The following is a 25,785-nucleotide window of genomic DNA, read 5'->3' as shown; positions in this document are numbered from 1 at the left end:
GTTGCCAAGGGCGGCCGCTCGTGGCAGGCTCCGCACCCAGAATGATCGCCACGCCCCGAGGGGCCCGCAGGAGTCGCAGCGTCGCCGTTTCCCGGCCGCATGCCCCCGGGTGCCCGCCAATACGGGGCGTGATCGTGTTGACCGTCAAACTTTTTGGTGAGACGCTGAAAGCCCCGCGCACCTTAGCTGTTTGGCATGGTTGAACGGCAGTAAAAACTCCAAAGTGCCAAGCACCGCGGGTGCGATTCCCTCACGACCCACACCGCTTCGGTCGGTCACTCATTGTGGAGGACCATCCATCATGGCAAAGGCGCTTCTCGGTTACGTCGGCGGCTCCGACCCGCGACTCCTCGCCGAGATGCGACGGCTCCAGCAGCGCGTCCAGGACCTGGAATCCGAGCTCGGACGAATCCAGGCGGAGAAAGACGCGCTGGCGGCTGCCGCTTCTCACGACAGGATCATGGAGAGCATGGAGAGCGTTGACGCACACCAGGCGGAGCCTGCGCTCACCTGATCACTGCATCGCTCCATCACGGCACAACAGTGGTCGGGCCCGCCCGTACAACCGCTCAGGTGTCAGAGTCTGCAAGGGACGCCTCGGCGTCCCTTCTTTCTTTCCCGCCCCCGTCCCGCCCGCCGTGTGTCCGTCCCCGCGCAACCTTTCACCCTCTTCAACGTCTGATGTGCCCTGCACGTTCACCGGTGAAACCGCGCCGGTTCACCGGTTCGTGGAGTGAGACAGACCCGAGAGGTAGAGTCCGGCGGCGTGCACCTGAAGGCCCTGACCCTCCGCGGGTTCAAGTCGTTCGCCTCGGCGACCACGCTCCGGTTCGAGCCGGGCATCACCTGTGTCGTCGGCCCCAACGGCTCGGGCAAGTCCAACGTCGTCGACGCGCTCAGCTGGGTCATGGGCGAACAGGGCGCCAAGTCGCTGCGCGGCGGCAAGATGGAGGACGTCATCTTCGCCGGCACCACCGGCCGCCCGCCGCTCGGCCGGGCCGAGGTGTCGCTGACCATCGACAACTCCGACGGCGCCCTGCCCATCGAGTACGCCGAGGTCACCATCACGCGGATCATGTTCCGCAACGGCGGCAGCGAGTACCAGATCAACGGCGACACCTGCCGCCTCCTCGACATCCAGGAACTCCTCTCCGACTCCGGCATCGGCCGCGAGATGCACGTCATCGTCGGCCAGGGACAGCTCGACTCCGTCCTGCACGCCGACCCGATGGGGCGCCGGGCCTTCATCGAGGAGGCCGCCGGCGTCCTCAAGCACCGCAAGCGCAAGGAGAAGGCGCTCAGGAAACTGGACGCGATGCAGGCCAACCTCGCGCGCGTGCAGGATCTGACGGACGAGTTGCGGCGCCAGCTCAAGCCCCTGGGACGCCAGGCCGCCGTCGCCCGCAGGGCCGCCGTCATCCAGGCCGACCTCCGGGACGCCCGGCTCCGGCTCCTCGCCGACGACCTGGTGCGGATGCGCGAGGCGCTGCAGGCCGAGATCGCCGACGAGGCCGCCCTCAAGGAGCGCAAGGAGACCGCCGAGCAGGAGCTGGGCCGGGCGCTGCGCCGCGAGGCCGACCTGGAGGACGAGGTGCGCCGGCTCACCCCGCGCCTCCAGCGCGCCCAGCAGACCTGGTACGAGCTGTCCCAGCTCGCCGAACGTGTGCGCGGCACGATCTCGCTGGCCGACGCGCGCGTGAAGAGCGCCACCTCCGCGCCGCCCGAGGAGCGCCGGGGCCGCGACCCGGAGGAACTGGAGCGCGAGGCCGCCCGCGTCCGGGAGCAGGAGGCCGAACTGGAAGCGGCCCTGGAGGCGGCCGAACACGCCCTGGAGGACACGGTCGCCCACCGCGCCGACCTCGAACGCGAACTGGCCGTGGAGGAGCGCCGTCTCAAGGACGCCGCCCGCGCCATCGCAGACCGCCGCGAGGGCCTGGCCCGGCTCAGCGGCCAGGTCGGCGCCGCCCGGTCCCGTGCCGCCTCCGCCCAGGCCGAGATCGAACGCCTGACCGAAGCCCGCGACGCGTCGCGGGAGCGGGCCACCGCCGCCCAGGAGGAGTACGAAACCCTCCAGGCCGAGGTCGACGGACTCGACGCCGACGACCAGGAACTCGCCGAGCGGCACGACGCGGCCAGGCACGCACTGACCGAGGCCGAGGCCGAGCTGAGTGCCGCCCGCGAGGCGGCCACCGCGGCGGAACGCGAGCGCGCCGCCACACAGGCCCGGCACGAGGCCCTCGCCCTGGGGCTGCGCCGCAAGGACGGCACCGGAGCGCTGCTCGCCGCCAAGGACCGGCTCACCGGCCTGCTCGGCCCCGCCGCCGGACTCCTCACCGTGACGCCGGGCCACGAGGCGGCCCTGGCCACCGCCTTCGGCGCCGCCGCCGACGCCCTCGCGGTGACCTCCCCGGCGGCCGCCGCGGACGCCATCCGCCTGCTGCGCAAGCAGGACGCCGGCCGGGCCTCACTGCTGCTCGCCGGAGCCCCCGACGACGTACCGCACGACACGCGCGGCGACGGACCGCCGTACGCCGCCGACCTGGTCCGCGGACCTGCCGACCTGATGCCCGCCGTACGGCGGCTGCTGCGCGGGATCGTCGTCGTCGCCACCCTGGAGGACGCCGAGGACCTGGTCTACGCCCGCCCCGGGCTGACCGCCGTCACCGCCGAGGGCGACCTGCTCGGCGCCCACTTCGCGCAGGGCGGGTCCGCCGGCGCGCCCAGCCTCCTCGAGGTGCAGGCATCCGTGGACCAGGCCGCCGCCGAGCTGGCGGAGCTGGGCGTGCGGTGCGAGGAACTGGCCGCCGCACAGGAGGCGTCCGTCGCACGGCGCGGGGAGTGTGCCGCGCTCGTCGAGGAGCTGGGGGAGCGGCGCCGGGCCGCCGACCGGGAGAAGTCGTCCGTCGCCCAGCAGCTGGGCCGGCTCGCGGGACAGGCGCGGGGCGCCGCCGGGGAGGCGGAACGGTCCGCCGCTGCTGCCGCCCGGGCGCAGGAGGCGCTGGACAAGGCGCTCATGGAGGTCGAGGAACTGGCGGAGCGGCTGGCCGTTGCGGAGGAAATGCCGGTCGAGGAGGAGCCCGACACCGCCGCCCGTGACCGGCTCGCCGCCGACGGTGCCAACGCACGCCAGACCGAGATGGAGGCCCGCCTCCAGGTCCGTACCCACGAGGAGAGGGTCAAGGGACTCGCCGGGCGGGCCGACTCCCTGGACCGGGCCGCCCGCGCCGAACGCGAGGCACGCGCGCGTGCCGAGCAGCGGCGGGCCAGGCTGCGGCACGAGGCGGCCGTCGCCGAGGCGGTCGCCGCCGGCGCCCGGCAGCTGCTCGCCCACGTCGAGGTCTCACTCACCCGCGCCGACGAGGAGCGCACCCTCGCCGAGGCGGCCAAGGCCAGGCGCGAGCAGGAACTGACCGCCGCGCGCACCGCCGGGCGCGACCTCAAGGCGGAGCTGGACAAGTTGACGGATTCAGTTCACCGGGGCGAGGTACTCGGCGCCGAGAAGCGGCTGCGCATCGAGCAGCTGGAGACCAAGGCGCTGGAGGAACTCGGTGTGGAACCGGCGGGGCTCGCGGCCGAGTACGGCCCCCATCAAGAGGTGCCGCCCTCGCCCCCCGCCGAGGGCGAGGAACTCCCGGAGGATCCCGAGCACCCGCGCAACCGGCCCCGGCCCTTCGTGCGCTCCGAGCAGGAGAAGCGGCTGAAGGCGGCGGAACGCGCCTATCAGCAGCTCGGCAAGGTCAACCCGCTGGCCCTGGAGGAGTTCGCGGCGCTGGAGGAGCGGCACCAGTTCCTCAGCGAGCAGCTGGAGGACCTGAAGAAGACCCGCGCCGACCTGCTCCAGGTCGTCAAGGAGGTCGACGAGCGCGTCGAGCAGGTCTTCACCGAGGCGTTCCGGGACACCGCCCGGGAGTTCGAGGGCGTCTTCAGCAGACTGTTCCCGGGCGGTGAGGGACGGCTGATTCTGACCGACCCCGACAACATGCTCACCACCGGCGTGGACGTCGAGGCCCGGCCTCCGGGCAAGAAGGTCAAGCGGCTCTCGCTGCTCTCCGGCGGGGAGCGCTCGCTGACCGCGGTGGCGATGCTGGTGTCGATCTTCAAGGCCCGGCCGAGTCCGTTCTACGTGATGGACGAGGTCGAGGCGGCGCTCGACGACACCAACCTGCAGCGGCTGATCCGGATCATGCAGGAGCTGCAGGAGGCATCGCAGCTGATCGTCATCACGCACCAGAAGCGCACGATGGAGGTCGCCGACGCGCTGTACGGCGTGTCGATGCAGGGCGACGGTGTGTCGAAGGTCATCAGCCAGCGGCTGCGCTAGCTCGAACCCTTAACTTCAACTCTTGAACGTTCTGTCCCCGCTCCGCACGTCTTCAGCATCCCAAAACTCACAGCTGTCGTCCTATTGACTTCGAAACTTGAAGGCATAGTCTCTGCAACGTTGCTTTTACCTTCAGGTCCCTTCATCGGTACCTCGAAGAGAGAACCGCCCCGGCAGCGTTGCCGGTAGCCCGAGGAGTACACGTGTCCAGCACATCGCAGGCACCCAGTTCAGGAGCCAGGACGGCTCACCCCGATCATCTCGGGCACGTCATCTTCATCGCGGCGGCGGCCGCGATGGGCGGCTTCCTGTTCGGCTACGACAGTTCCGTGATCAACGGCGCCGTCGAGGCGATCCGGGACCGCTACGACGTCGGCTCCGCGGTGCTGGCCCAGGTCATCGCCGTCGCGCTGATCGGCTGCGCCATCGGTGCCGCGACCGCGGGCCGCATCGCCGACCGCATCGGCCGGATCCGCTGCATGCAGATCGCGGCGGTCCTCTTCACCATCAGCGCCGTCGGCTCCGCACTGCCCTTCGCGCTGTGGGACCTCGCCATGTGGCGCGTCATCGGCGGCTTCGCCATCGGCATGGCCTCGGTGATCGGCCCCGCCTACATCGCCGAGGTGTCCCCGCCCGCCTACCGCGGCCGGCTCGGCTCCTTCCAGCAGGCCGCGATCGTCATCGGCATCGCCGTCTCCCAGCTGGTCAACTGGGGCCTGCTGAACGCCGCCGGCGGCGACCAGCGCGGCGAGCTGATGGGCCTGGAGGCCTGGCAGGTCATGCTCGGCGTCATGGTGATCCCGGCCGTCCTGTACGGCCTGCTGTCCTTCGCCATCCCAGAGTCCCCCCGCTTCCTGATCTCCGTCGGCAAGCGCGAGCGCGCCAAGAAGATCCTCGAAGAGGTCGAGGGCAAGGACGTGGACTTCGACGCCCGCGTCACCGAGATCGAGCACGCCATGCACAGCGAGGAGAAGTCCTCCTTCAAGGACCTCCTCGGCGGCAGCTTCTTCTTCAAGCCGATCGTCTGGATCGGCATCGGCCTGTCGGTCTTCCAGCAGTTCGTCGGCATCAACGTCGCGTTCTACTACTCCTCGACGCTGTGGCAGTCGGTCGGCGTCGACCCGACGGACTCCTTCTTCTACTCGTTCACGACGTCGATCATCAACATCATCGGCACCGTGATCGCGATGATCTTCGTGGACCGCGTCGGCCGCAAGCCGCTCGCCCTGATCGGCTCCGTCGGCATGGTGATCGGACTGGCACTGGAGGCATGGGCCTTCTCCTTCGACCTGGTCGACGGCAAGCTCCCGGCCACCCAGGGCTGGGTCGCCCTGATCGCCGCCCACGTCTTCGTGCTCTTCTTCGCCCTGTCGTGGGGTGTGGTCGTCTGGGTCTTCCTCGGCGAGATGTTCCCCAACCGGATCCGCGCCGCCGCCCTGGGTGTGGCCGCCTCCGCGCAGTGGATCGCCAACTGGGCCATCACCGCGAGCTTCCCGTCGCTGGCCGACTGGAACCTCTCCGGCACCTACGTGATCTACACGATCTTCGCCGCCCTCTCCATCCCCTTCGTGCTGAAGTTCGTGAAGGAGACGAAGGGCAAGGCGTTGGAGGAGATGGGCTGACCCGCCCGCCCCGAACCCGGGGAGGAGGGCCAAGTCCCCGCTGCCCCTCTCCCCGTACCGTCCGCCGCCCCGCCCGGTCACCCTCCGGGCGGGGCGGCGGTGTGCCGGGACCCGTTCGGCCTACGTCAGACGGTCACGGTCTCGGTCTCGGCCTCGGGCTGCTCGGCCCGCTCCGCGCGCGCAGCCGGGACGATCGGCGCCGGCTTCGGCAGCACCGCGTACAGCAGGGCGGAGATCACGATCGTGGCCACCCAGCCCAGTCCGTACTCGCCGACGAAGTTGTTCGTGGCCAGCGGGCCGGTGAACCAGTCGGACGTGGTGAACATCAGACCGGCGGCCAGACCCACCGCCCAGGCCGCCACGGCGGCGGGGGAGAAGCCGCCGCGGTACCAGTAGGCGCTGGTGCGCCCGGTGTCGGCCAGGGCCTCGCCGTCGTACTCCCGGCCGCGCAGCATGTCCGCGCCGAACACGCCGACCCAGGCGGAGAAGGCGACCGCGAGCAGCGACAGGAAGGCGATGAAGGACCCCATGAAGCTGGTCGCCACCAGCATCAGCACGCCGCCGAAGACCAGCGAGATCACGGCGTTGACCGAGACCGCCCAGTGCCGCGGGACCTTGAAGCCCAGGGTCTGCGCGGTGAACCCTGCCGAGTACATCGACATCGAGTTGATCAGCAGCATGCCGATCAGCGCGATCAGCAGGTACGGCACCGCGATCCAGGTCGGCAGGATCTCGCCCAGGAAGGAGACCGGGTCGGCGGCCGAGGCCAGATCCGGCGTGGAGACCGCCATGACCGCGCCCATCAGCACCATCGGCAGGACGACGATGCCCGCGCCGCCGACCGTGACCCCGACGATCCCCTTCGAGGAGGCCGTGCGCGGCAGGTACCGGGTGAAGTCCGGCGCGGACGGGATCCAGCTGACGCCGCCCGCCGCGATCAGACCCACACCCGTGATCATCGCGGCCACCGAACCGGCGGACCGGTCGAACACCGCGGACCAGTCGGTGTCGACCACCAGGTAGCCGAGGACCAGCACCGAGAAGGCGCCGAAGAGGTACGCCGCGTACTTGTTGCACTTCTGCACGGCGTTGATGCCGAGCCCCGAGATCGCGAACGTCGCCACGACGAAGGCGAGCAGCGTCACCATGTCCAGGACGCTGTTGGCGCGTATGCCGAAGACGATGTCCAGCACGGTGAGCAGCGCATAGGCACCGGTCACCGCGTTGATCGTCTCCCAGCCCCAGCGGGCCACCCAGATCAGCGAACCCGGCAGCAGATTGCCCCGCTGCCCGAACACGGCACGGGACAGCGCCATCCCGGGAGCGCCGCCCCGCTTGCCGGCGATGCCGATCAGGCCCACCAGGCCGTACGACACGACGGGCGCCGCCGCCGCGACGACCAGGGCCTGCCAGAAGTTGAGCCGGTACGCCACGACGAGGCTCGCGCCCATCGTGAGCAGCAGCACGCTGATGTTGGCGCCGACCCAGGTAGGGAACAGCTCGCGGGTCCGGGCGGTGCGCTCGTGGTCGGGCACCTGCTCGATGCCGCGGGTTTCCAGGGCGCCTTCGTTCTCGGCGGATTTGCTCATGTGGGGGGTCCGTGCCTCGATCGTGGGGAAGAGGGGGCGGTCGGGACTCTACGCGCGTTGACGCGGCCTCCTCCATCGTACTTTGCTCCCACTCGTTCCCTCCAGGGGCCTTTGTCCTTTGGTGGAAACCACAAGCGACCGATAGCAGGGGGCCGTACCGGGGGTCACGCATACTGGTCCCGTTATGGAAATCGTCATCCTTGCTGTAGTCATCGCCGTGGTCGTGATCGGCGCGCTCGGCGGGCTGGTCGTCGGCAGCCGCCGCAAGAAGCAGCTGCCCGAGCCGCCCCCCGCCGCGCCCGACATCACCGCCCCTCCGGCCGAGCCGCACGTCGGCGACGAGGCCGAGACGCCGCGCGACGAAACGCGCCGGACGATAGAGGAGGTCGACCTCCCGGACGGCGGCACCGCCACCGTCGAGGAGCCGCCCGTCGTCGAAGAGCTCGAGATCCCGCAGATCGAGGTTCCCGAGCCCACCGCCGGCCGACTGGTCCGGCTCCGTGCCCGCCTCTCCCGCTCGCAGAACGCCCTCGGCAAGGGTCTGCTGACCCTGCTGTCCCGGGAGCACCTCGACGAGGACACCTGGGAGGAGATCGAGGACACGCTGCTCACCGCCGACGTCGGCGTGCAGCCCACCCAGGAGCTGGTGGAGCGGCTCCGCGAGCGGGTGAGGGTCCTCGGCACCCGCACGCCCGAGGAGCTGCGCACCCTGCTGCGCGAGGAGCTGATCACCCTCGTCGGCCCCGACATGGACCGCGAGGTCAAGACCGAGCCCGCCACGAGCAAGCCCGGCATCGTGATGGTCGTCGGGGTGAACGGCACCGGCAAGACCACCACCACCGGCAAGCTCGCCCGCGTCCTGGTGGCGGACGGCCGCAGCGTCGTCCTCGGCGCCGCCGACACCTTCCGCGCCGCCGCCGCGGACCAGCTGCAGACCTGGGGCGAGCGGGTCGGCGCCCACACCGTGCGCGGACCCGAGGGCGGCGACCCCGCCTCCGTCGCCTTCGACGCGGTCAAGGAGGGCAAGGAGATGGGCTCGGACGTCGTGCTCATCGACACCGCCGGCCGCCTGCACACCAAGACCGGTCTGATGGACGAGCTGGGCAAGGTCAAGCGCGTCGTGGAGAAGCACGCGCCGCTGGACGAGGTGCTGCTCGTGCTCGACGCCACCACCGGCCAGAACGGTCTGATCCAGGCCCGCGTCTTCGCCGAGGTCGTCAACATCACCGGCATCGTGCTCACCAAGCTGGACGGCACGGCCAAGGGCGGCATCGTGGTCGCCGTCCAGCGCGAGCTGGGTGTGCCGGTCAAGCTGATCGGGCTCGGCGAGGGCGCGGACGACCTGGCGCCGTTCGAACCGGCGGCCTTCGTGGATGCCCTCATCGGCGAGTGACGCCACCCGCCGGCGCCCCGCGCCGCACCCGGGCGAGAAGCGCCCGCCTCCCGAACCGGGAGACGGGCGCTTCGGCGTACAGGCGTACGGCGGGCCGGGCGTACGGGCGCCGGCGTGCCGGGCGGGTGGTTACCTCCGCGACCGGTGGGCCACGTATGCCAGGGTGCCCAGCAGCAGTCGTGCCGCCGGGGGCTTCGTGGCCGAGTCGAGGGCCGGGGGCCGCAGCCAGCGCACCGGGCCCCGGCCGCCGCGGTCGGAGGGCGGGGCCGTGACGTACGTACCGGGGCCGAGACCTGCGAGGTCGAGGGCCGACGGATCGTCCCAGCCCATCCGGTACAGCAGCCGGGGCAGCTGGGCGGCGGCGCCCGGGGCGACGAAGAAGTGGGCGCGGCCCTGCGGGGTGGCCGCGACCGGGCCGAGCGGGAGGCCCATGCGCTCCAGCCGGGCCAGTGCCCGCTGCCCGGCGGACTCGGCCACCTCGATCACGTCGAAGGTCCGCCCGACCGCCAGCATCACCGCCGCGCCGGGGAACCGGCCCCATGCCTCGCTCGCCTCGTCCAGGGTCGCCCCGGCGGGCACCCGGGGTGCGAAGTCCAAGGGGTGCGCACCCGGCGCCGGACAGTCGGGCAGGCCGCACGAGCAGGCGCCGTGGGCGGTCCGGGCGCCCGGGACCACGTCCCAGCCCCAGAGGCCGGTGTACTCGGCCACGACGGTGCACTCCGAGGCGCGGCCGCGGCGGCGAGCGCCGGACCGGATCTCGCGCATGCCCCGACTGCTGCCGATGCCGATCGTGAAGCCCATGCCCCCTCCAACGGGTCCGACGCAGCGGCGGTTACGCAGCGGACGTGAAACGTGACTCTCTGCTTCCAACTCCCCAGTCCGACGCGATTCATCCAGCGTCCCGAAGCACGCCCGGTGGTGCGTCCGACGGCGCACGCCCCGGTGTGCACCGTTGCACCGACTCCCGGTTGGCCTATGTCAAGTGAATCGCGTCCCGGCCACCGCGAGTTCATTCGAAGGGGTGGCGAATGGTGGCGATTCCGCAATCGCCATGGCTGGACGAGTGATCGTAGGACTACTTTGTGTGCATGGAGCCTTGGGGCACATGCACTCGTGGGTATGCCGGAGGCAACCCGGCTCTCCGTTCGAAGGGTGCCAACCACCGGACGGAGGGCCCGGGCCACCGGCATTCTGATAGGGCTTGGCGCACTCGGCGACAGGTGGTCTCAGGGATGGGGGCGTTCCAGTGAGTGGCAACGGCGGAAGCGGTACGGGCGCGGCGAGCGCGTCGCATGCTGACAAGCGCCCGAACGAGCTGCTCACCTCCTGGTTCGCCCGCAGCGGCTGGTCGAAGGGCGAGCTGGCCCGCCAGGTCAACCGCCGGGCCCGCCAGCTGGGCGCCGGCCACATCTCCACCGACACCTCACGCGTGCGCCGCTGGCTCGACGGGGAGAACCCGCGCGAACCGATCCCGCGAATCCTGTCCGAGCTGTTCTCCGAGCGTTTCGGCGTCGTCGTCTCCGTCGAGGACCTGGGTCTGCGTTCCACCCGCCCCACGCCCTCCGCCACCGGCGTCGACCTCCCCTGGACGGGCCCGCAGACCGTGGCCCTGCTCAGCGAGTTCTCGCGCAGCGACCTCATGCTGGCGCGGCGCGGCTTCCTCGGGAGCTCGCTGGCCCTCTCCGCGGGCCCGTCCCTCATCGAACCCATGCAGCGCTGGCTCGTCCCCACGCCCTCCGCCACCCCGCCGGAGGCCGGACCCGAGCCCGCGGCACCCGCCGGCCGCGCGCGCGGCCGCCTGTCCAGGCCGGAGCTCGACCTGCTGGAGTCCACGGCCGTGATGTTCCGCCGCTGGGACGCCCAGTGCGGCGGCGGTCTGCGCCGCAAGGCCGTGGTCGGCCAGCTGCACGAGGTCACCGACCTGCTCCAGGAACCCCAGACCGAGACCACCCGAGCCAAGCTCTTCAAGGTCGCCGCCGAGCTGGCCGAGCTGGCCGGCTGGATGTCGTACGACGTGGGGCTCCAGCCCACCGCCCAGAAGTACTTCGTGCTCGCCCTGCACGCAGCCAAGGAGGCGGGGGACCGGCCGCTCGGCTCGTACATCCTCTCCAGCATGAGCCGCCAGATGATCCACCTCGGCCGGCCCGACGACGCCCTGGAGCTGATCCACCTCGCGCAGTACGGCAGCCGGGACTGCGCCAGCCCCCGCACCCAGTCGATGCTGTACGCGATGGAGGCCCGCGCCTACGCCAACATGGGCCAGCCCGGCCGCACCAAGCGCGCGGTGCGCATGGCGGAGGACATCTTCGCCGAGGCCGACGAGTGGGACGAGCCGGACCCCGACTGGATCCGCTTCTTCTCCGAGGCCGAGCTGTACGGGGAGAACAGCCACTCCTTCCGCGACCTCGCCTACGTCGCCGGCCGCAGCCCCGCCTACGCCTCCCTCGCCGACCCCCTGATGCGCAAGGCCGTGGAGCTGTTCGCCAAGGACGAGGAGCACCAGCGTTCCTACGCGCTGAACCTGATCGGCATGGCCACCGTCCACCTGCTGCGCCGCGAGCCGGAGGAGAGCACCGTCCTGGCCATGGAAGCCATGGGCATCGCCAAGAAGGTCCGCTCCGAACGCGTCAACACCCGCATCCGCAAGACCGTCGACACGGCCGTACGCGATTTCGGCGACCTCGGTGAAGTCGTCGACCTCACCCAGCGGCTCGCCGTCGAACTGCCGGAGACCGCCGAAGCGGTCTGAACCCCCACCAGCCCCGGCCGCGGCCGGCCCTCCCGAACTGCCCGACTCGGCTCCCCCATGCCAGGTCATTCGGAGGCCGCCGCGGCCGGCTTGTGTACCGGGCCGGACGGCTCGGTCACCACGACGACCGCCCCCTGCCGTTCACCCACGCGTAACACGCACCGCGCCTTCGTCACGGCGGCGAAACAACGAGGGGCTTCCACCGAAACCGCGCTGCGCCAATCTCATGGCGCATAACCGGCCCACCCCTCCCCCGCCCGCCAGGCTTCGCCCGCACGGGGCCGTACCAACGACGAGGAGACGCCGATGGCTCCAGCCATCACGCTCGCCGCAGAGACGGAGCTCTCTGCCGCCAACACAGGCTTCATGCTCATCTGCTCCGCCCTGGTGATGCTCATGACGCCGGCCCTGGCCTTCTTCTACGGAGGCATGGTCCGCGTCAAGAGCACCCTGAACATGCTGATGATGAGCTTCATCAGCCTCGGCATCGTCACCGTCCTGTGGGTGCTCTACGGCTTCTCCATGGCGTTCGGCACCGACTCCGGAAGCATCGTCGGCTGGAACTCCGACTGGGTGGGCCTGAGCAACATCGGCCTGACCGAGCTGTGGGACGGCTACACCATCCCCGTCTTCGTGTTCCTGGTCTTCCAGCTGATGTTCGCCGTGCTCACCCCGGCCCTGATCAGCGGTGCCCTCGCGGACCGGGTGAAGTTCACGGCCTGGGCGCTGTTCATCGCCCTGTGGGTCACGATCGTCTACTTCCCCGTCGCCCACTGGGTGTGGGGCGCGGGCGGCTGGGCCTTCGAGCTGGGCGTGATCGACTTCGCCGGCGGGACGGCCGTGCACATCAACGCCGGTGCCGCCGCGCTCGGCGTGATCCTCGTCATCGGCAAGCGGGTCGGCTTCAAGAAGGACCCGATGCGCCCGCACAGCCTCCCGCTGGTCATGCTCGGCGCCGGCCTGCTCTGGTTCGGCTGGTTCGGCTTCAACGCCGGTTCGTGGCTCGGCAACGACGACGGCGTCGGCGCGCTGATGTTCGTCAACACCCAGGTCGCCACCGGCGCCGCCGTCCTCGGCTGGCTCGCCTACGAGAAGATCCGGCACGGCGCCTTCACCACCCTGGGCGCTGCCTCCGGCGCCGTCTCCGGCCTGGTCGCCATCACCCCGGCGGGCGGCGCGGTCTCCCCGCTGGGCGCGATCGCCGTCGGGCTCATCGCCGGAGTCGTGTGCGCCATGGCCGTCGGCCTGAAGTACAAGTTCGGCTACGACGACTCCCTCGACGTGGTCGGCGTCCACCTCGTCGGCGGCATCCTCGGCTCGCTGCTCATCGGCTTCTTCGCCAGCGGCAAGGGCCAGTCCGACGTCCAGGGCCTCTTCTACGGCGGCGGCCTCGACCAGTTCTGGAAGCAGTGCGCGGGCGTCTTCGGGGTCCTCGCCTACTCCCTGGTCGTCTCCGCGGTCCTCGCCTTCCTGCTGGACAAGACGATCGGCATGCGGGTATCGGAGGACGTCGAGGTGGCCGGCATCGACCAGGCCGAGCACGCCGAGACCGCATACGACTTCAGCGGCGCCGGTGGCGGTGCCGCCCGGACGACCGCCGCGCCGGCCGCTTCCGCGGCAGCGTCGGGCCCGAGCAAGAAGGTGGACGCATGAAGCTCATCACCGCCGTCGTCAAGCCGCACCGGCTCGACGAGATCAAGGAGGCCCTCCAGGCCTTCGGGGTCCACGGCCTGACCGTCACCGAGGCCAGCGGCTACGGCCGCCAGCGCGGACACACCGAGGTCTACCGGGGTGCCGAGTACACCGTCGACCTGGTGCCCAAGATCCGCATCGAGGTCCTGGTCGAGGACGACGACGCCGAGCAGCTGATCGACGTGGTGGTCAAGGCGGCCCGCACCGGCAAGATCGGCGACGGCAAGGTCTGGGCGGTCCCGGTCGACACGGCCGTACGGGTCAGGACCGGCGAGCGCGGACCCGACGCGCTCTGACACGACGGACGGACGAACGGGAGTCGCCGGGTGACCAGTACGGACGTGACGGAAGAAGCAGAAGGCTCGGGACCCGGCGGCTACGCGGCGGCCCGGCTGCGCCTCCTCACCGAGGGGGCGCGGTCCGGGCCGCCGCGCCGCAGGGCGCTGGCCGAACTGACGGACGACTGGCTGGCGGGCCTCTTCGGCGCGGGCGCCGGGGGACAGGCGGGGGTCTCGCTCGTCGCGGTCGGCGGCTACGGGCGCGGCGAGCTGTCCCCGCGCAGCGACCTGGACCTGCTCCTGCTGCACGACGGCCGGGACGACAAGGCCGTCGCCGCCCTCGCCGACCGCCTCTGGTACCCGGTCTGGGACCTCGGCCTCGACCTCGACCACTCCGTACGCACCCCGCAGCAGGCCCGCAAGACCGCGGGCGAGGACCTGAAGGTCCACCTCGGTCTCCTGGACGCCCGCCACCTGGCCGGAGACCTCGGCCTGACCGCCTCCCTGCGCACCGCCGTGCTCGCCGACTGGCGCAACCAGGCGCCCAAGCGCCTCCCCGAACTCCGCGACCTGTGCGCCGAGCGCGCCGAACGCCAGGGCGAGCTGCAGTTCCTGCTGGAACCCGACCTCAAGGAGGCCCGGGGCGGCCTGCGCGACGCCACCGCCCTGCGTGCCGTCGCCGCCTCCTGGCTCGCCGACGCCCCGCGCGAGGGACTCGCCGAGGCCCGGCGCCGGCTGCTCGACGTACGCGACGCGCTCCACCTGGCGACGGGCCGCGCGACCGACCGGCTGGCCCTGCAGGAACAGGACCAGGTGGCCGCCGAGCTGGGCCTGCTGGACGCCGACGCCCTGCTGCGGCAGGTGTACGAGGCGGCCCGCGTCATCTCCTACGCGGGCGACGTCACCTGGCGCGAAGTGGGGCGCGTACTGCGCTCGCGGTCCGTGCGGCCGCGGCTGCGCGCCATGATGAGCGGAAGGAACGGCGGTAAACCGGTCGCCGAGCGCTCCCCGCTCGCCGAGGGCGTCGTGGAACAGGACGGCGAGGTGGTACTCGCCCGCACCGCACGCCCCGAACGCGATCCCGTGCTCCCGCTGCGTGCCGCGGCCGCCGCCGCGCAGGCCGGACTCCCGCTCTCCCTGCACGCCGTACGGCGCATGGCCGCCACCGCGCGCCCCCTGCCCACGCCCTGGCCCGCCGAGGCACGGGAGCAACTGGTGACCCTGCTGGGCTCCGGCCGCCCCACGGTGCAGGTCTGGGAGGCACTGGAGGCCGAGGGCCTGGTCACCCGGCTGCTGCCCGACTGGGAGCGGGTCCGCTGCCGCCCGCAGCGCAACGCCGTGCACCTGTGGACCGTCGACCGGCACCTGATCGAGACCGCCGTCCGCGCCGCCGAATTCACCCGCCGGGTGCACCGACCCGACCTGCTGCTGATCGCCGCGCTGCTGCACGACATCGGCAAGGGCTGGCCCGGCGACCACTCCGTGGCCGGCGAGACCATCGCCCGGGACGTCGCCACGCGCATCGGCTTCGACCGCGCGGACGCGGCCGTCCTCGCCACCCTCGTACGCCACCACCTCCTGCTGGTGGAGACCGCCACCCGGCGCGACCTGGACGACCCGGCCACCGTGCGCGCGGTCGCGGCGGCGGTCGGCACCGAGCACACGCTGGAGCTGCTGCACGCGCTGACCGAGGCGGACGCGCTGGCCACCGGCCCGGCCGCCTGGTCGTCCTGGCGCGGCTCCCTCGTCGCCGACCTGGTGAAACGGGTCGCCGGGGTGCTCGCCGGGGACCCGCCCGCCGAACCCGCGGCCGCCGCGCCCACCGCCGAGCAGGAACGGCTCGCGGTCGAGGCATTCCGCACCGGCGGTCCGGTCCTGGCGCTGCGGGCCCAGACGGAGCCGCCCGCCGATTCCGCACCGTCTCCCTCCCCGGCCGACGGTTCCGAGCCCCTCGGCGTGGAGCTGCTGATCGCCGTACCCGACCAGGCGGGTGTGCTCCCCGCGGTCGCCGGGGTGCTGGCCATGCACCGGCTGACCGTCCGCACCGCCGAGCTGCGCTCCCTCCCGCTGCCGGACGGCGTCGACGGCTCCGTCCTGCTCCTCGACTGGCGGGTCGCCGCCCAGTACGGCTCCCTGCCCCAGGCCGCCCGGCTCCGTGCCGACCTGGTCAGGGCTCTGGACGGCACCCTGGACATCGCCGGGCGGCTCGCCGAACGGGACGCCGCCCACCCCCGGCGCCGGGGCGTGGAGCCACCCCCGCCCCGCGTCACCGTGGCCCCGGCCGCGTCCCGGCTGGCCACGGTGATCGAGGTCCGCGCCCAGGACGCGCCGGGGCTGCTGTTCCGGCTCGGGCGAGCGCTGGAGGCGGCGGGCGTGCGGGTGCGGAGCGCGCACGTGTCGACGCTGGGGGCGAACGCGGTGGACGCGTTCTATGTGACGCGGAGCGAGGGGGTGCCGCTGCCGAGGGAGGACGCGGCGTCCGTGGCGCGCGAGCTGGAGGAGTCGCTGCGGGGGTGACCCCGTGACGCGTGACGCGTGCAGCGGGCTGTCCGCTCTCTGCGGCGGGCAGGGACGATTTGCTTGCCGGGCCGGATACCCTGGAGGGCGACCCACACCAACGCCGACGCGAGGACCTACGCCGCCGTGTTCGATACTCTCTCCGACCGCCTGTCAGCCACCTTCAAATCCCTCCGGGGCAAGGGACGGCTGTCCGAGGCGGACATCGACGCCACGGCCCGCGAGATCCGCATCGCGCTCCTCGAGGCCGACGTGGCGCTGCCCGTCGTGCGTGCCTTCATCAAGAAGGTCAAGGAGCGCTCCCTGGGCGCCGAGGTCTCCAAGGCGCTGAACCCGGCCCAGCAGGTCCTCAAGATCGTCAACGAGGAGCTGGTCGGCATCCTCGGCGGCGAGACCCGCCGCCTGCGCTTCGCCAAGCAGCCGCCGACCGTGATCATGCTGGCCGGTCTGCAGGGTGCCGGTAAGACCACCCTCGCGGGCAAGCTGGGCCGCTGGCTCAAGGAGCAGGGCCACTCCCCGCTGCTCGTGGCCTGCGACCTCCAGCGCCCCAACGCCGTCAACCAGCTGAGCGTCGTCGCCGAGCGCGCCGGTGTCGCGGTCTACGCCCCCGAGCCGGGCAACGGCGTGGGCGACCCGGTCAAGGTCGCCAAGGACTCCATCGAGTTCGCCAAGGTCAAGGTCCACGACCTGGTCATCGTCGACACCGCCGGCCGCCTGGGCATCGACCAGGAGCTGATGCAGCAGGCCGCGGACATCCGCGACGCGGTCAGCCCCGACGAGATCCTCTTCGTCGTCGACGCGATGATCGGTCAGGACGCGGTCAACACAGCCGAGGCCTTCCGTGACGGCGTCGGCTTCGACGGCGTGGTGCTCTCCAAGCTCGACGGCGACGCCCGCGGTGGTGCGGCCCTGTCGATCGCCTCGGTGACCGGCAAGCCGATCATGTTCGCGTCGAACGGCGAGAAGCTGGAGGACTTCGACGCCTTCCACCCTGACCGGATGGCCTCCCGCATCCTCGACATGGGTGACCTGCTCACCCTGATCGAGCAGGCGGAGAAGACGTTCAGCCAGGAAGAGGCCGAGAAGATGGCCTCCAAGCTGGCGTCCAAGAAGGGCCAGGACTTCACCCTGGACGACTTCCTGGCCCAGATGGAGCAGGTCCGCAAGATGGGCTCCATCTCCAAGCTGCTCGGCATGCTGCCCGGCATGGGCCAGATGAAGGACCAGATCAACAACCTCGACGAGCGCGACGTCGACCGTACGGCCGCCATCATCAAGTCGATGACCCCGGCCGAGCGCCAGGAGCCGACGATCATCAACGGCTCGCGCCGGGCCCGTATCGCCAAGGGTTCCGGTGTCGACGTGAGCGCGGTCAAGTCGCTGGTGGAGCGGTTCTTCGAGGCCCGCAAGATGATGTCCCGCATGGCTCAGGGCGGCGGCATGCCCGGTATGCCGGGGATGCCCGGCATGGGTGGTGGCCCCGGGCGGCAGAAGAAGCAGCAGAAGAAGGCCAAGGGCAAGCAGCGCTCGGGCAACCCGATGAAGCGCAAGCAGCAGGAGCAGGAGGAGGCCGCCCGCCGGGCCGCCGCCGCGCAGGGCGGGGGTGCCCTCGGGCTGCCGCAGCAGGGCGGGCAGGACTTCGAGCTGCCGGACGAGTTCAAGAAGTTCATGGGCTGACCGCCGCCCGTCCGGGCATATGCGTCGCCGGGGCGCCTCCTGTCGCAGGGGGCGCCCCGGCGTCGTGCATCCGGTACACCCACATGCCCGCGCGGCTTTCCTGTCGTAGCGTCCGGATATGACCAATCCGTCCCCGCCACGCAAGGCACCGGAGCCGCCTTGGCGGACCGAGGGCACGCCGGACGAGCCGCCCAAGCCTCCGTCCGGCGGCAGGAGGATGCGCGGCGGCTGGTGGAACCTGATCCTGGCCGCGCTGATCGTCTACCTCATCGCCAACCTCGTGCTCTCCTTCTTCAACGAGGGCGACGAGCCGACCATCTCCTACACGGAGTTCAGCAAACAGGTCGACGAGGGCAACGTCAGCAAGATCTACGCCAAGGGCGACGCGATCCAGGGGCAGCTGAAGAAGGCCCGGGACAATCCCGAGGGCGACGGGACGTACACCAAGTTCACCACCGAGCGGCCGACCTTCGCGGACGACCAGCTCTGGGCCGACCTGACGAAGAACAAGGTCACGGTCACCGCCGAGCCCGTCGTGCAGCACCGCAGCTTCCTGGCCAACCTGCTGATCGCGCTGGCCCCGATGCTGATCCTGGTGGTGTTGTGGATCCTCATCGCGCGGCGCATGCGGGGCGCGCTGGGTGGTGGGGCGGGCGGGATGCTGGGCCGCAAGGCGCCGCCCAAGCCGGTCGAGCTGGAGGCCGGCAAGCCGCGCACCACCTTCGCCGACGTCGCCGGGATCGACGAGGTGGAGGGCGAGCTGAGTGACGTCGTCGACTTCCTGAAGAACCCGGAAGCCTATCGCCGCATGGGCGCCAAGATGCCTCGCGGCGTGCTGCTGACCGGCCCGCCCGGCACCGGGAAGACGCTGCTCGCGCGCGCGGTGGCGGGCGAGGCGGGGGTGCCCTTCTTCTCCGCGTCGGCGTCCGAGTTCATCGAGATGATCGTGGGCGTGGGCGCCTCGCGGGTGCGGGAGCTGTTCGCGGAGGCCCGCAAGGTGGCGCCGTCGATCATCTTCATCGACGAGATCGACACCATCGGCCGGGCCCGGGGCGGCGGCTCCGGCATGGGCGGGCACGACGAGCGTGAGCAGACCCTGAACCAGATCCTCACCGAGATGGACGGCTTCTCCGGCTCGGAGGGCGTGATCGTCATCGCCGCCACCAACCGCGCCGACATCCTGGACGCCGCCCTGACCCGCCCCGGGCGCTTCGACCGGGTGGTCAGCGTCTCGCCGCCGGACCGCGGTGGCCGGGAGGCGATCCTGGAGATTCACACCCGTGAGATTCCGCTCGCCCCGGACGTCGACCTCGCCCAGGTCGCCCGTACGACGCCCGGCATGACCGGCGCCGAACTGGCCAACCTCGCCAACGAGGCGGCGCTGCTCGCGGTGAAGCGGAAGCAGGAGCGGGTGACGCAGGCGAACCTCTCCGAGGCGCTGGAGAAGGTCCAGCTGGGAGCCGAGCGCCCGCTGGTGATGCCCGAGGAGGAGCGCCGGCGCACCGCCTATCACGAGAGCGGTCACGCCCTGCTGGGCATGTTGCAGCCGGGTGCCGACCCGGTCCGCAAGATCACCATCGTGCCGCGCGGCCGGGCGCTCGGGGTGACGCTGTCGACGCCGGACGCGGACAAGTACGCGTACACGGAGGAGTATCTGCGGGGGCGGATCATCGGCGCGCTCGGCGGTATGGCGGCCGAGCACGTCGTGTACGGCGTGATCACGACCGGTTCGGAGAGCGACCTCGAACAGGTCACCAACATCGCCCGCGGCATGGTCGCGCGCTGGGGCATGAGCGAGCGGGTCGGCCGGCTCTCCGCCCTGCCCGGCGACGCCCAGCAGGCGTACGGCCTCGCCGCGGCACCGCAGACGCTGGACGCGATCGACGGCGAGATGCGGCGGGTCGTGGACTCCTGCTACGAGGAGGCCGTGCGCAAGCTGCGCGACCACCGGGGGCAACTGGACGCGCTGGCGGAGTCGCTGCTGGCGAGCGAGACGCTGGACGAGGCGGAGGCGTACCGCATCGCCGGGATCACCCGGCTGACGAAGGACGACCCGGAGGCGTGAGCGCCGTGCGCCCCTACTTCTGCGGGAACTTCCAGACGTAGGGCTCGCCGTCCTCCTCCGACCAGTGGACCTCGACGCTCGTGGCGCCCGCGGGGATCACGTAGGTCTCACAGAAGACGTGGCTCTCGCCCTGCTTCCAGCTCTCGACGTCGTACGGGTCCTCGCAGCCCGGTGCGTCCTCGGAGGCGCCGATGAGAACGCCGCCGCGCTGCCCGTCCGCGAAGACCGTGGTGCCGTCGTGGACGTCGGAGCCCTCGGTCAGGGCGGGCCCGCTCTTGTGGGTGTATTTGATGTGGGCGGTGGCCAGCACCTTGCCCTTGGCGTCCGCGGCGTCGGCCACCGCCTTCGCGGCCTCCGCCTCGGTGCCGACCTCGACCTTCTGTGCCACGACGTCGTAGGTGACCTCGCCGGGGTCCTCCGCCACCTTGCCCGTCGCGCTCTCGCCCTGCGCCATGTCGCCGCCCGAGACGGGCTGTGAGGGCGACGGGACCACCGAGGCCGCGGCGGACTCGGTGGTCCCTTCGCCCTTCGCGTCGGCGCCGGTGTCGTCGTCCTCGCCTCCGCACGCGGTGAGGGCCAGGGCGAGGACGGCGACGGGCGCGACGAGGCACAGTGCGGTCTTGCGGTGCGGCACTACAGGCTCCTGTATGCAGATGTGTCTGTTCCCCCGAACGGTGGATCAGAGTAGAGGTCATGATCCACCTGGGGAAACCGCAGGAGCCCCGGCCCGGCTTCTTCACACCATTCACACCTGCACCGAAAGGAGCCGATCAGGAGCCGCGCATCATCGATCGAAATCGATCCTTACGGGACCCGGGCGATCAGGTAGCGGAACACGTTCGGCATCCACACGGTCCCGTCCGGCCGCTGGTGCGGGTGCAGGGCCTCCGTCAGCTCCTTGTCGACCTGCTCCCGGTCGGTCGCCGCGACCGCCGCGTCGAACAGTCCGGTCGACAGCAGCCCGCGCACCGCGCTGTCCGTGTCGGCGTAGCCGAACGGGCACGCCACCCGCCCCGAGCCGTCCGGCCTGAGCCCGGCCCGCTGGGCGACCTCCTCCAGGTCGTCGCGCAGGGCGGGGCGCCAGCCGCCCGTACCGCGCATCGGGTCGGTGAGCTTGGCGGCCACCCGCAGCACCGATGTCGTGGCGCACCGCTCGGGCGGGCCCCAGCCGGCCAGCACGACGGCCGCACCGCGCGCGGCGAGCGGTGTCGCCCGGGCGAGCAGCTCGCCGAGCTGCTCCGAGTCGCCCGCGCGGCACCCGGTGGGCTCGAAGGCGGTCACCAGGGTGAACGCCGGTGCCGTGGGGTCCGCCGCGTCCTCGGGGGAGCCCTCGACGATCCGTGGCGCGTCGGCACGCACGCGCGTGCTGCCCGCGCGGCCCGCACCGGGGTCCTCGGCCGTGTCCGACAGCAGGCGTCGGCGGGCCAGGTCCAGGAGCTCTGGAGAGCGCGAGTCGACCCCGGTCACCGCGGCACCGCGCGAGGCGGCCATCAGCAGCGCGAGACCGGAACCGCAGCCCAGGCCCAGCATCCGGGTGCCGCCGCCCACGTCCAGTCGCTCGTAGACGGCCTCGTGGAGCGGTACGAGCATCCGCTCCTGTATCTCGGACCAGTCACGCGCGCGTGCCCGCAGGTCCACGTGGGGCGTCGCCCTCGCGTGAGATGAGTGCTGCCGCACGAGCGTAGGTGTCATAGGAAAGTGCCCCAATCGCCGAGTGTTGCCGCCGTGCCCGATTTCGTGGCCCCCGTGCAGTGCGCTCGCACTCCCCCCGTATGCCAGGTAACTCCGGGCGCGCCGTGGCGTCCAGTGGTGGCGGGGCCCGCTTTGCCCGATCCCCGGCACCGTGGCGAGATTTCACTTCCCGGCAACACGGACCTGGCCGCGCGGTACCCGGCACGGCCCCGTCCCGCGACCCGGCCCGGATGGCCGGATCGTGTCGTCGGGCGATGACCGTGGGTGGCCGGCGCACCGACGGGACGGTTTCGGCCAAGGTCGGCCGGACCGGCGGCCACCGCGTGCTGCCCGGACGCGTCGGAAGGCGGGGCGGTGCCGCACGCCGACGGCGCACCCGGTAACGTCGCATTCGTCGGTGCGCCCGCTCGGACGGCGCCCCTCCGGCACGACAGCGACCGAAACGGCCCCTTGCGCCCGCGCGGATCCCGTACTCCGGCGCGTGGACGGTGGCTACGCGCCGGCGCGTACGTCGGACTACGCACCAGCTTGGTACGAGCTGTGAGGCTTCTCCGCAGATCAGCGCACCCGCCCTCGTCGGGACGCATCAGCGGCAACTGACTGGTACGTGCAAAATATTTGGGATGGCCCGGAATAGGAACACAGCGGCCCCCCGGCTCGTTGTCATTACGTGAGCACGACACCACCTGTTCTCGCCGCAGAGCTGGCGCAGGCGTGGGCCGACATTCAGCGGCACCACACCGAGCTGCCCGATCTTGCCGCGCCCGAGTCCCTGATCGGAGAGTCGTCGTCCGCCTGCGGGCACGAGCTCTCCTTCGAGCGACTGCTTCACGAGGCAGTCCACGGCATCGCCGCCGCGCGCGGAGTACGCGACACCTCCCGCGCGGGGCGCTATCACAACCGTCGATTCCTCGCGATCGCCGAGGAGCTGGGCCTGGACCATCCCGAGGAGCCGCATCCCAGCAGTGGCTTCTCGCTGGTCACGCTCACCCCCGAGGCGAAGCGCCGCTACCGCCCGACGATCGAACGCCTCCAGCGCGCGCTGAAGGCCCACACCGCCGCGACCGCGACCGACACAGCCCGCAGTTTCCGCGGTCCGGCCGCCCGCCACGGCTCCTCCGGGGGAGGGGTGCGCGTGAAGGCGGTCTGCGACTGCGGGCGCAACGTCCGCGTCGTCCCGTCGGTGCTGGCCCAGGCCCCGATCATGTGCGGCGGCTGCGGCAAGCCGTTCCGGATCCCGGAGGTGGTCGGCGCGGGAGTGAGCTGACGGCCCGGCTGCTCGTGGCAGCCGGACCGGGCCGATGTCCGTCGTCCAGAGCCGAGTGGTCCGCCCCCGGGGTGGGCGGACCCGGTGCCCTCGGTCCGACGGGCCTGCCCGCGTGTGGCACAATGGCTAGCTGTACTCGACAGTCGCACAGGACCCCTCTCTCCTCCGGCTGACGCGTCCATCGGGCACTCGGGTACCGCAACCCCACGCGGCTCTCTCGCCGTGCCCAACCACGTCAAATCCAGGAGAACCCACTCCCGTGGCAGTCAAGATCAAGCTGAAGCGTCTGGGCAAGATCCGTTCGCCTCACTACCGCATCGTCGTTGCCGACTCCCGTACCCGCCGTGACGGCCGGGCCATCGAGGAGATCGGCAAGTACCACCCGACGTACAACCCGTCGGTGATGGAGGTCGACGCCGAGCGTGTCGCGTACTGGCTCGGTGTCGGCGCCCAGCCGACCGAGCCCGTGCTCGCCATCCTGAAGAAGACCGGCGACTGGCAGAAGTTCAAGGGCGAGCCCGCCCCGGCTCCGCTGCTGCAGCCGGCCGAGAAGGCGGCCCGCCCGTCCTTCGAGGCGATCGGTGGCGAGGACGAGGGCAAGGGTGAGGCGATCACCCAGAAGAAGAAGGCCGACAAGAAGGACGAGGCCGCCGCCGAGTCCTCCGCGTCCGAGGCCTGAGCATGCTCGAGGAGGCTCTCGAGCACCTCGTGAAGGGCATCGTCGACAACCCCGACGATGTGCAGGTCGCCTCGCGCAACCTGCGCCGCGGGCGAGTGCTCGAGGTCCGGGTCCACCCCGACGACCTCGGCAAGGTGATCGGCCGCAACGGCCGCACCGCACGCGCGCTGCGCACCGTCGTGGGCGCCATCGGCGGCCGCGGTGTCCGTGTCGACCTCGTCGACGTGGATCACGTCCGCTGACGCCAATCGCAGCACCGGCTCGGGCCGGGGAAGGCCACTGGGCCGTCCCCGGCCCGCAGTCGTATGAGCCCCGTCGTGCGGGCTCGTCGCAGTTCCGACAGGAGATCAAGCACAGTGCAGCTGGTAGTCGCGCGCATCGGCCGCGCCCACGGAATCAAGGGCGAGGTGACCGTCGAGGTCCGCACGGACGAGCCGGAGCTGAGGCTCGGGCCCGGCGCCGTACTGGCCACCGACCCGGCCTCCACCGGTCCGCTCACCATCGAGACCGGCCGGGTGCACAGCGGCCGCCTCCTGCTGCGCTTCGCCGGTGTCCACGACCGCACCGGTGCCGAGGCGCTGCGCAACACCCTCCTGATCGCCGACGTCGACCCGGCCGAGCGGCCCGAGGACGAGGACGAGTACTACGACCACCAGCTGATCGACCTCGACGTGGTCACCGAGGACGGCACCGAGGTGGGCCGCATCAGCGAGATCTCCCACCTGCCCACCCAGGACCTCTTCGTGGTGGAGCGCCCCGACGGCAGCGAGGTCTACGTGCCGTTCGTCTCCGAGATCGTCACCGACATCGACCTCGACGCGCAGCGCGCCGTCATCGACCCGCCCCCCGGCCTGATCGACGACCGGGCGGAGATCGCCTCCTCCCGTGACGCCTCGGAGGACCCCTCCGGAGAAGAGGCGTGATGCGGCTCGACGTCGTCACGATCTTCCCCGAGTACCTGGAACCGCTGAACGTCTCCCTGGTCGGCAAGGCACGCGCGCGTGGACAGCTCGGCGTCCACGTGCACGACCTGCGCGAGTGGACCTACGACCGGCACAACACGGTCGACGACACCCCCTACGGCGGCGGCCCCGGCATGGTCATGAAGACCGAGCCCTGGGGCGACGCGCTGGACTCCGTGCTGGCCGACGGCTATGAGACGGGGTCCGGCGAGCCCGCCCTGATCGTGCCCACGCCCAGCGGCCGGCCCTTCACCCAGGAACTCGCCGTCCACCTCTCCGAGCGGCCCTGGCTGATCTTCACCCCCGCCCGCTACGAGGGCATCGACCGCCGCGTCGTCGACGAGTACGCGACCCGGATGCCCGTGTACGAGGTCTCCATCGGCGACTACGTCCTGGCCGGCGGCGAGGCCGCCGTACTCGTCGTCACCGAGGCCGTGGCCCGGCTGCTGCCCGGCGTGCTGGGCAACGCCGAGTCCCACCGGGACGACTCCTTCGCCCTCGGCGCCATGGCCAACCTGCTGGAGGGCCCGGTCCACACCAAGCCGCCGCAGTGGCGCGGGCGCGGCATCCCGGACGTGCTGCTCAGCGGTCACCACGGGAAGATCGCCCGCTGGCGCCGCGACGAGGCGCTGCGCCGCACCACGGCCAACCGGCCCGACCTGATCGAACGGTGCGAGCCCGCCGCCTTCGACAAGAAGGACCGCGAGATGCTCTCCATCCTGGGCTGGCAGCCGGATCCGGACGGGGAACCGTACGGCCGATTTTGGCGCAGGACCCCCGGCATGGAAGAATAGGCGGCTGTTGTGCGTCCGTCCGGAGCGCGCCCCTGCCACAGGGGGAGACGACGCCCGTCCCGACCCGCACGACCCTGATTCCGAAACACCTAGTTTCCGTCGATGACCTGTGGCATCGGCGAAGAAAGCAGACGAAATGTCTCACCTGCTCGACTCCGTCGACGCCGCGTCGCTGCGCAGCGACGTCCCGGCCTTCCGCCCCGGCGACACCGTCAACGTCCACGTGCGCGTCATCGAGGGCAACCGCTCCCGTGTGCAGCAGTTCAAGGGCGTCGTCATCCGCCGTCAGGGCGCCGGCGTGCGCGAGACCTTCACGGTCCGCAAGGTCTCCTTCTCCGTCGGCGTCGAGCGCACCTTCCCGGTGCACACCCCGATCGTGGAGAAGATCGAGCTCGTCACCCGCGGTGACGTCCGCCGCGCCAAGCTGTACTACCTGCGCGAGCTGCGCGGCAAGGCCGCGAAGATCAAGGAGAAGCGCGAGAGCTGAG

The 25,785-nt window shown here is 71.5% G+C and carries 20 protein-coding genes; 16 read left to right on the top strand and 4 right to left on the bottom strand.

Annotation, left to right across the window (positions count from 1 at the left end):
* The first annotated feature begins 301 nt into the window (after nucleotides 1–301).
* From IE258_RS31585 to IE258_RS31575, 3 genes are all read left to right on the top strand, one after another.
* Nucleotides 302–514: a hypothetical protein gene (locus tag IE258_RS31585; protein WP_030188592.1), complete on the top strand. Its 213-nt coding sequence runs from the start codon at nucleotides 302–304 to the stop codon at nucleotides 512–514.
* Nucleotides 515–766: 252 nt separating this feature from the next.
* On the top strand, nucleotides 767–4,321 hold the full coding sequence (gene smc / locus IE258_RS31580; protein WP_189749165.1) for a chromosome segregation protein SMC: 3,555 nt from the start codon (nucleotides 767–769) through the stop codon (nucleotides 4,319–4,321).
* Nucleotides 4,322–4,524: 203 nt separating this feature from the next.
* Complete coding sequence (locus IE258_RS31575; RefSeq protein WP_189749164.1) at nucleotides 4,525–5,943, top strand: sugar porter family MFS transporter; 1,419 nt, start codon at nucleotides 4,525–4,527, stop codon at nucleotides 5,941–5,943.
* Nucleotides 5,944–6,068: 125 nt separating this feature from the next.
* Here IE258_RS31575 and IE258_RS31570 read toward each other — a convergent pair whose 3' ends face one another.
* Nucleotides 6,069–7,532, bottom strand: a complete 1,464-nt coding sequence (locus tag IE258_RS31570) for a cytosine permease (protein ID WP_189749163.1) — start codon at nucleotides 7,530–7,532, stop codon at nucleotides 6,069–6,071.
* Between the two features lie 184 nt (nucleotides 7,533–7,716).
* Here IE258_RS31570 and ftsY point away from each other — a divergent pair, with 184 nt between their 5' ends.
* Complete coding sequence (ftsY, locus tag IE258_RS31565) at nucleotides 7,717–8,925, top strand: signal recognition particle-docking protein FtsY (RefSeq protein WP_189749162.1); 1,209 nt, start codon at nucleotides 7,717–7,719, stop codon at nucleotides 8,923–8,925.
* A 129-nt stretch (nucleotides 8,926–9,054) separates the two neighbouring features.
* Here ftsY and IE258_RS31560 read toward each other — a convergent pair whose 3' ends face one another.
* Nucleotides 9,055–9,726, bottom strand: a complete 672-nt coding sequence (locus tag IE258_RS31560) for a bifunctional DNA primase/polymerase (RefSeq protein WP_189749161.1) — start codon at nucleotides 9,724–9,726, stop codon at nucleotides 9,055–9,057.
* 445 nt (nucleotides 9,727–10,171) lie between these two features.
* On the opposite strand from IE258_RS31560, the gene nsdA reads away from it, so the two are divergent.
* The 6 genes from nsdA to ftsH all read left to right on the top strand — a co-directional run bounded on the left by nsdA (nucleotide 10,172) and on the right by ftsH (nucleotide 19,903).
* On the top strand, nucleotides 10,172–11,674 hold the full coding sequence (nsdA, locus tag IE258_RS31555) for a transcriptional repressor NsdA (RefSeq protein WP_189749160.1): 1,503 nt from the start codon (nucleotides 10,172–10,174) through the stop codon (nucleotides 11,672–11,674).
* Nucleotides 11,675–11,980: 306 nt separating this feature from the next.
* Nucleotides 11,981–13,327, top strand: coding sequence for an ammonium transporter (locus tag IE258_RS31550; RefSeq protein ID WP_189749159.1), 1,347 nt, complete (start codon nucleotides 11,981–11,983; stop codon nucleotides 13,325–13,327).
* A complete protein-coding gene (locus tag IE258_RS31545) occupies nucleotides 13,324–13,662 on the top strand; it encodes a P-II family nitrogen regulator (protein ID WP_003973409.1) in 339 nt (112 codons plus the stop codon). Before IE258_RS31550 ends, IE258_RS31545 begins: the two co-directional genes overlap by 4 nt.
* 30 nt (nucleotides 13,663–13,692) lie before the next feature.
* Nucleotides 13,693–16,161 (top strand): [protein-PII] uridylyltransferase, encoded by a 2,469-nt coding sequence (locus IE258_RS31540; RefSeq protein WP_189749158.1) that lies wholly within the window; start codon nucleotides 13,693–13,695, stop codon nucleotides 16,159–16,161.
* Between the two features lie 126 nt (nucleotides 16,162–16,287).
* Nucleotides 16,288–17,838, top strand: a complete 1,551-nt coding sequence (gene ffh / locus IE258_RS31535; protein WP_189749157.1) for a signal recognition particle protein — start codon at nucleotides 16,288–16,290, stop codon at nucleotides 17,836–17,838.
* Between the two features lie 118 nt (nucleotides 17,839–17,956).
* Nucleotides 17,957–19,903: an ATP-dependent zinc metalloprotease FtsH gene (gene ftsH, locus IE258_RS31530; protein WP_189749156.1), complete on the top strand. Its 1,947-nt coding sequence runs from the start codon at nucleotides 17,957–17,959 to the stop codon at nucleotides 19,901–19,903.
* Between the two features lie 13 nt (nucleotides 19,904–19,916).
* On the opposite strand, the gene IE258_RS31525 is transcribed toward ftsH, so the two are convergent.
* Entirely contained in the window at nucleotides 19,917–20,537 is a 621-nt protein-coding gene (locus IE258_RS31525; protein WP_189749155.1) for a hypothetical protein, read from the bottom strand.
* Between the two features lie 170 nt (nucleotides 20,538–20,707).
* Nucleotides 20,708–21,595 (bottom strand): SAM-dependent methyltransferase, encoded by an 888-nt coding sequence (locus IE258_RS31520; RefSeq protein ID WP_189749154.1) that lies wholly within the window; start codon nucleotides 21,593–21,595, stop codon nucleotides 20,708–20,710.
* Between the two features lie 670 nt (nucleotides 21,596–22,265).
* Here IE258_RS31520 and IE258_RS31515 point away from each other — a divergent pair.
* The 6 genes from IE258_RS31515 to rplS all read left to right on the top strand — a co-directional run bounded on the left by IE258_RS31515 (nucleotide 22,266) and on the right by rplS (nucleotide 25,784).
* On the top strand, nucleotides 22,266–22,862 hold the full coding sequence (locus IE258_RS31515; protein WP_030188620.1) for a hypothetical protein: 597 nt from the start codon (nucleotides 22,266–22,268) through the stop codon (nucleotides 22,860–22,862).
* 259 nt (nucleotides 22,863–23,121) lie between these two features.
* The gene (rpsP, locus tag IE258_RS31510) at nucleotides 23,122–23,541 is read left to right on the top strand and encodes a 30S ribosomal protein S16 (RefSeq protein ID WP_007444852.1); all 420 of its coding nucleotides are present in this window, start codon (nucleotides 23,122–23,124) and stop codon (nucleotides 23,539–23,541) included.
* A 2-nt stretch (nucleotides 23,542–23,543) separates the two neighbouring features.
* Entirely contained in the window at nucleotides 23,544–23,783 is a 240-nt protein-coding gene (locus IE258_RS31505; RefSeq protein ID WP_003973401.1) for an RNA-binding protein, read from the top strand.
* 114 nt (nucleotides 23,784–23,897) lie between these two features.
* Nucleotides 23,898–24,464 (top strand): ribosome maturation factor RimM, encoded by a 567-nt coding sequence (gene rimM / locus IE258_RS31500; protein ID WP_189749153.1) that lies wholly within the window; start codon nucleotides 23,898–23,900, stop codon nucleotides 24,462–24,464.
* Nucleotides 24,464–25,297, top strand: coding sequence for a tRNA (guanosine(37)-N1)-methyltransferase TrmD (gene trmD, locus IE258_RS31495; RefSeq protein WP_189749152.1), 834 nt, complete (start codon nucleotides 24,464–24,466; stop codon nucleotides 25,295–25,297). Before rimM ends, trmD begins: the two co-directional genes overlap by 1 nt.
* A 136-nt stretch (nucleotides 25,298–25,433) precedes the next feature.
* Entirely contained in the window at nucleotides 25,434–25,784 is a 351-nt protein-coding gene (gene rplS, locus IE258_RS31490) for a 50S ribosomal protein L19 (RefSeq protein ID WP_016432403.1), read from the top strand.
* Nucleotide 25,785: the final 1 nt, after the last annotated feature.

The organism is Streptomyces tendae (genome assembly GCF_014650435.1).
Lineage (GTDB): Bacteria > Actinomycetota > Actinomycetes > Streptomycetales > Streptomycetaceae > Streptomyces > Streptomyces tendae.
This window is presented reverse-complemented; position numbering and strand designations above follow the sequence as displayed.

Bases quoted from the DNA above. Each gene is read 5' to 3' on its own strand.
- IE258_RS31585 (WP_030188592.1), top strand. From the start codon at position 302: ATGGCAAAGGCGCTTCTCGGTTACGTCGGCGGCTCCGACCCGCGACTC.
- IE258_RS31570 (WP_189749163.1), bottom strand. From the start codon at position 7,532: ATGAGCAAATCCGCCGAGAACGAAGGCGCCCTGGAAACCCGCGGCATC.
- ftsY (WP_189749162.1), top strand. From the start codon at position 7,717: ATGGAAATCGTCATCCTTGCTGTAGTCATCGCCGTGGTCGTGATCGGC.
- IE258_RS31560 (WP_189749161.1), bottom strand. From the start codon at position 9,726: ATGGGCTTCACGATCGGCATCGGCAGCAGTCGGGGCATGCGCGAGATC.
- IE258_RS31550 (WP_189749159.1), top strand. From the start codon at position 11,981: ATGGCTCCAGCCATCACGCTCGCCGCAGAGACGGAGCTCTCTGCCGCC.
- IE258_RS31545 (WP_003973409.1), top strand. From the start codon at position 13,324: ATGAAGCTCATCACCGCCGTCGTCAAGCCGCACCGGCTCGACGAGATC.
- ftsH (WP_189749156.1), top strand. From the start codon at position 17,957: ATGACCAATCCGTCCCCGCCACGCAAGGCACCGGAGCCGCCTTGGCGG.
- IE258_RS31520 (WP_189749154.1), bottom strand. From the start codon at position 21,595: ATGACACCTACGCTCGTGCGGCAGCACTCATCTCACGCGAGGGCGACG.
- IE258_RS31505 (WP_003973401.1), top strand. From the start codon at position 23,544: ATGCTCGAGGAGGCTCTCGAGCACCTCGTGAAGGGCATCGTCGACAAC.
- trmD (WP_189749152.1), top strand. From the start codon at position 24,464: ATGCGGCTCGACGTCGTCACGATCTTCCCCGAGTACCTGGAACCGCTG.
- rplS (WP_016432403.1), top strand. From the start codon at position 25,434: ATGTCTCACCTGCTCGACTCCGTCGACGCCGCGTCGCTGCGCAGCGAC.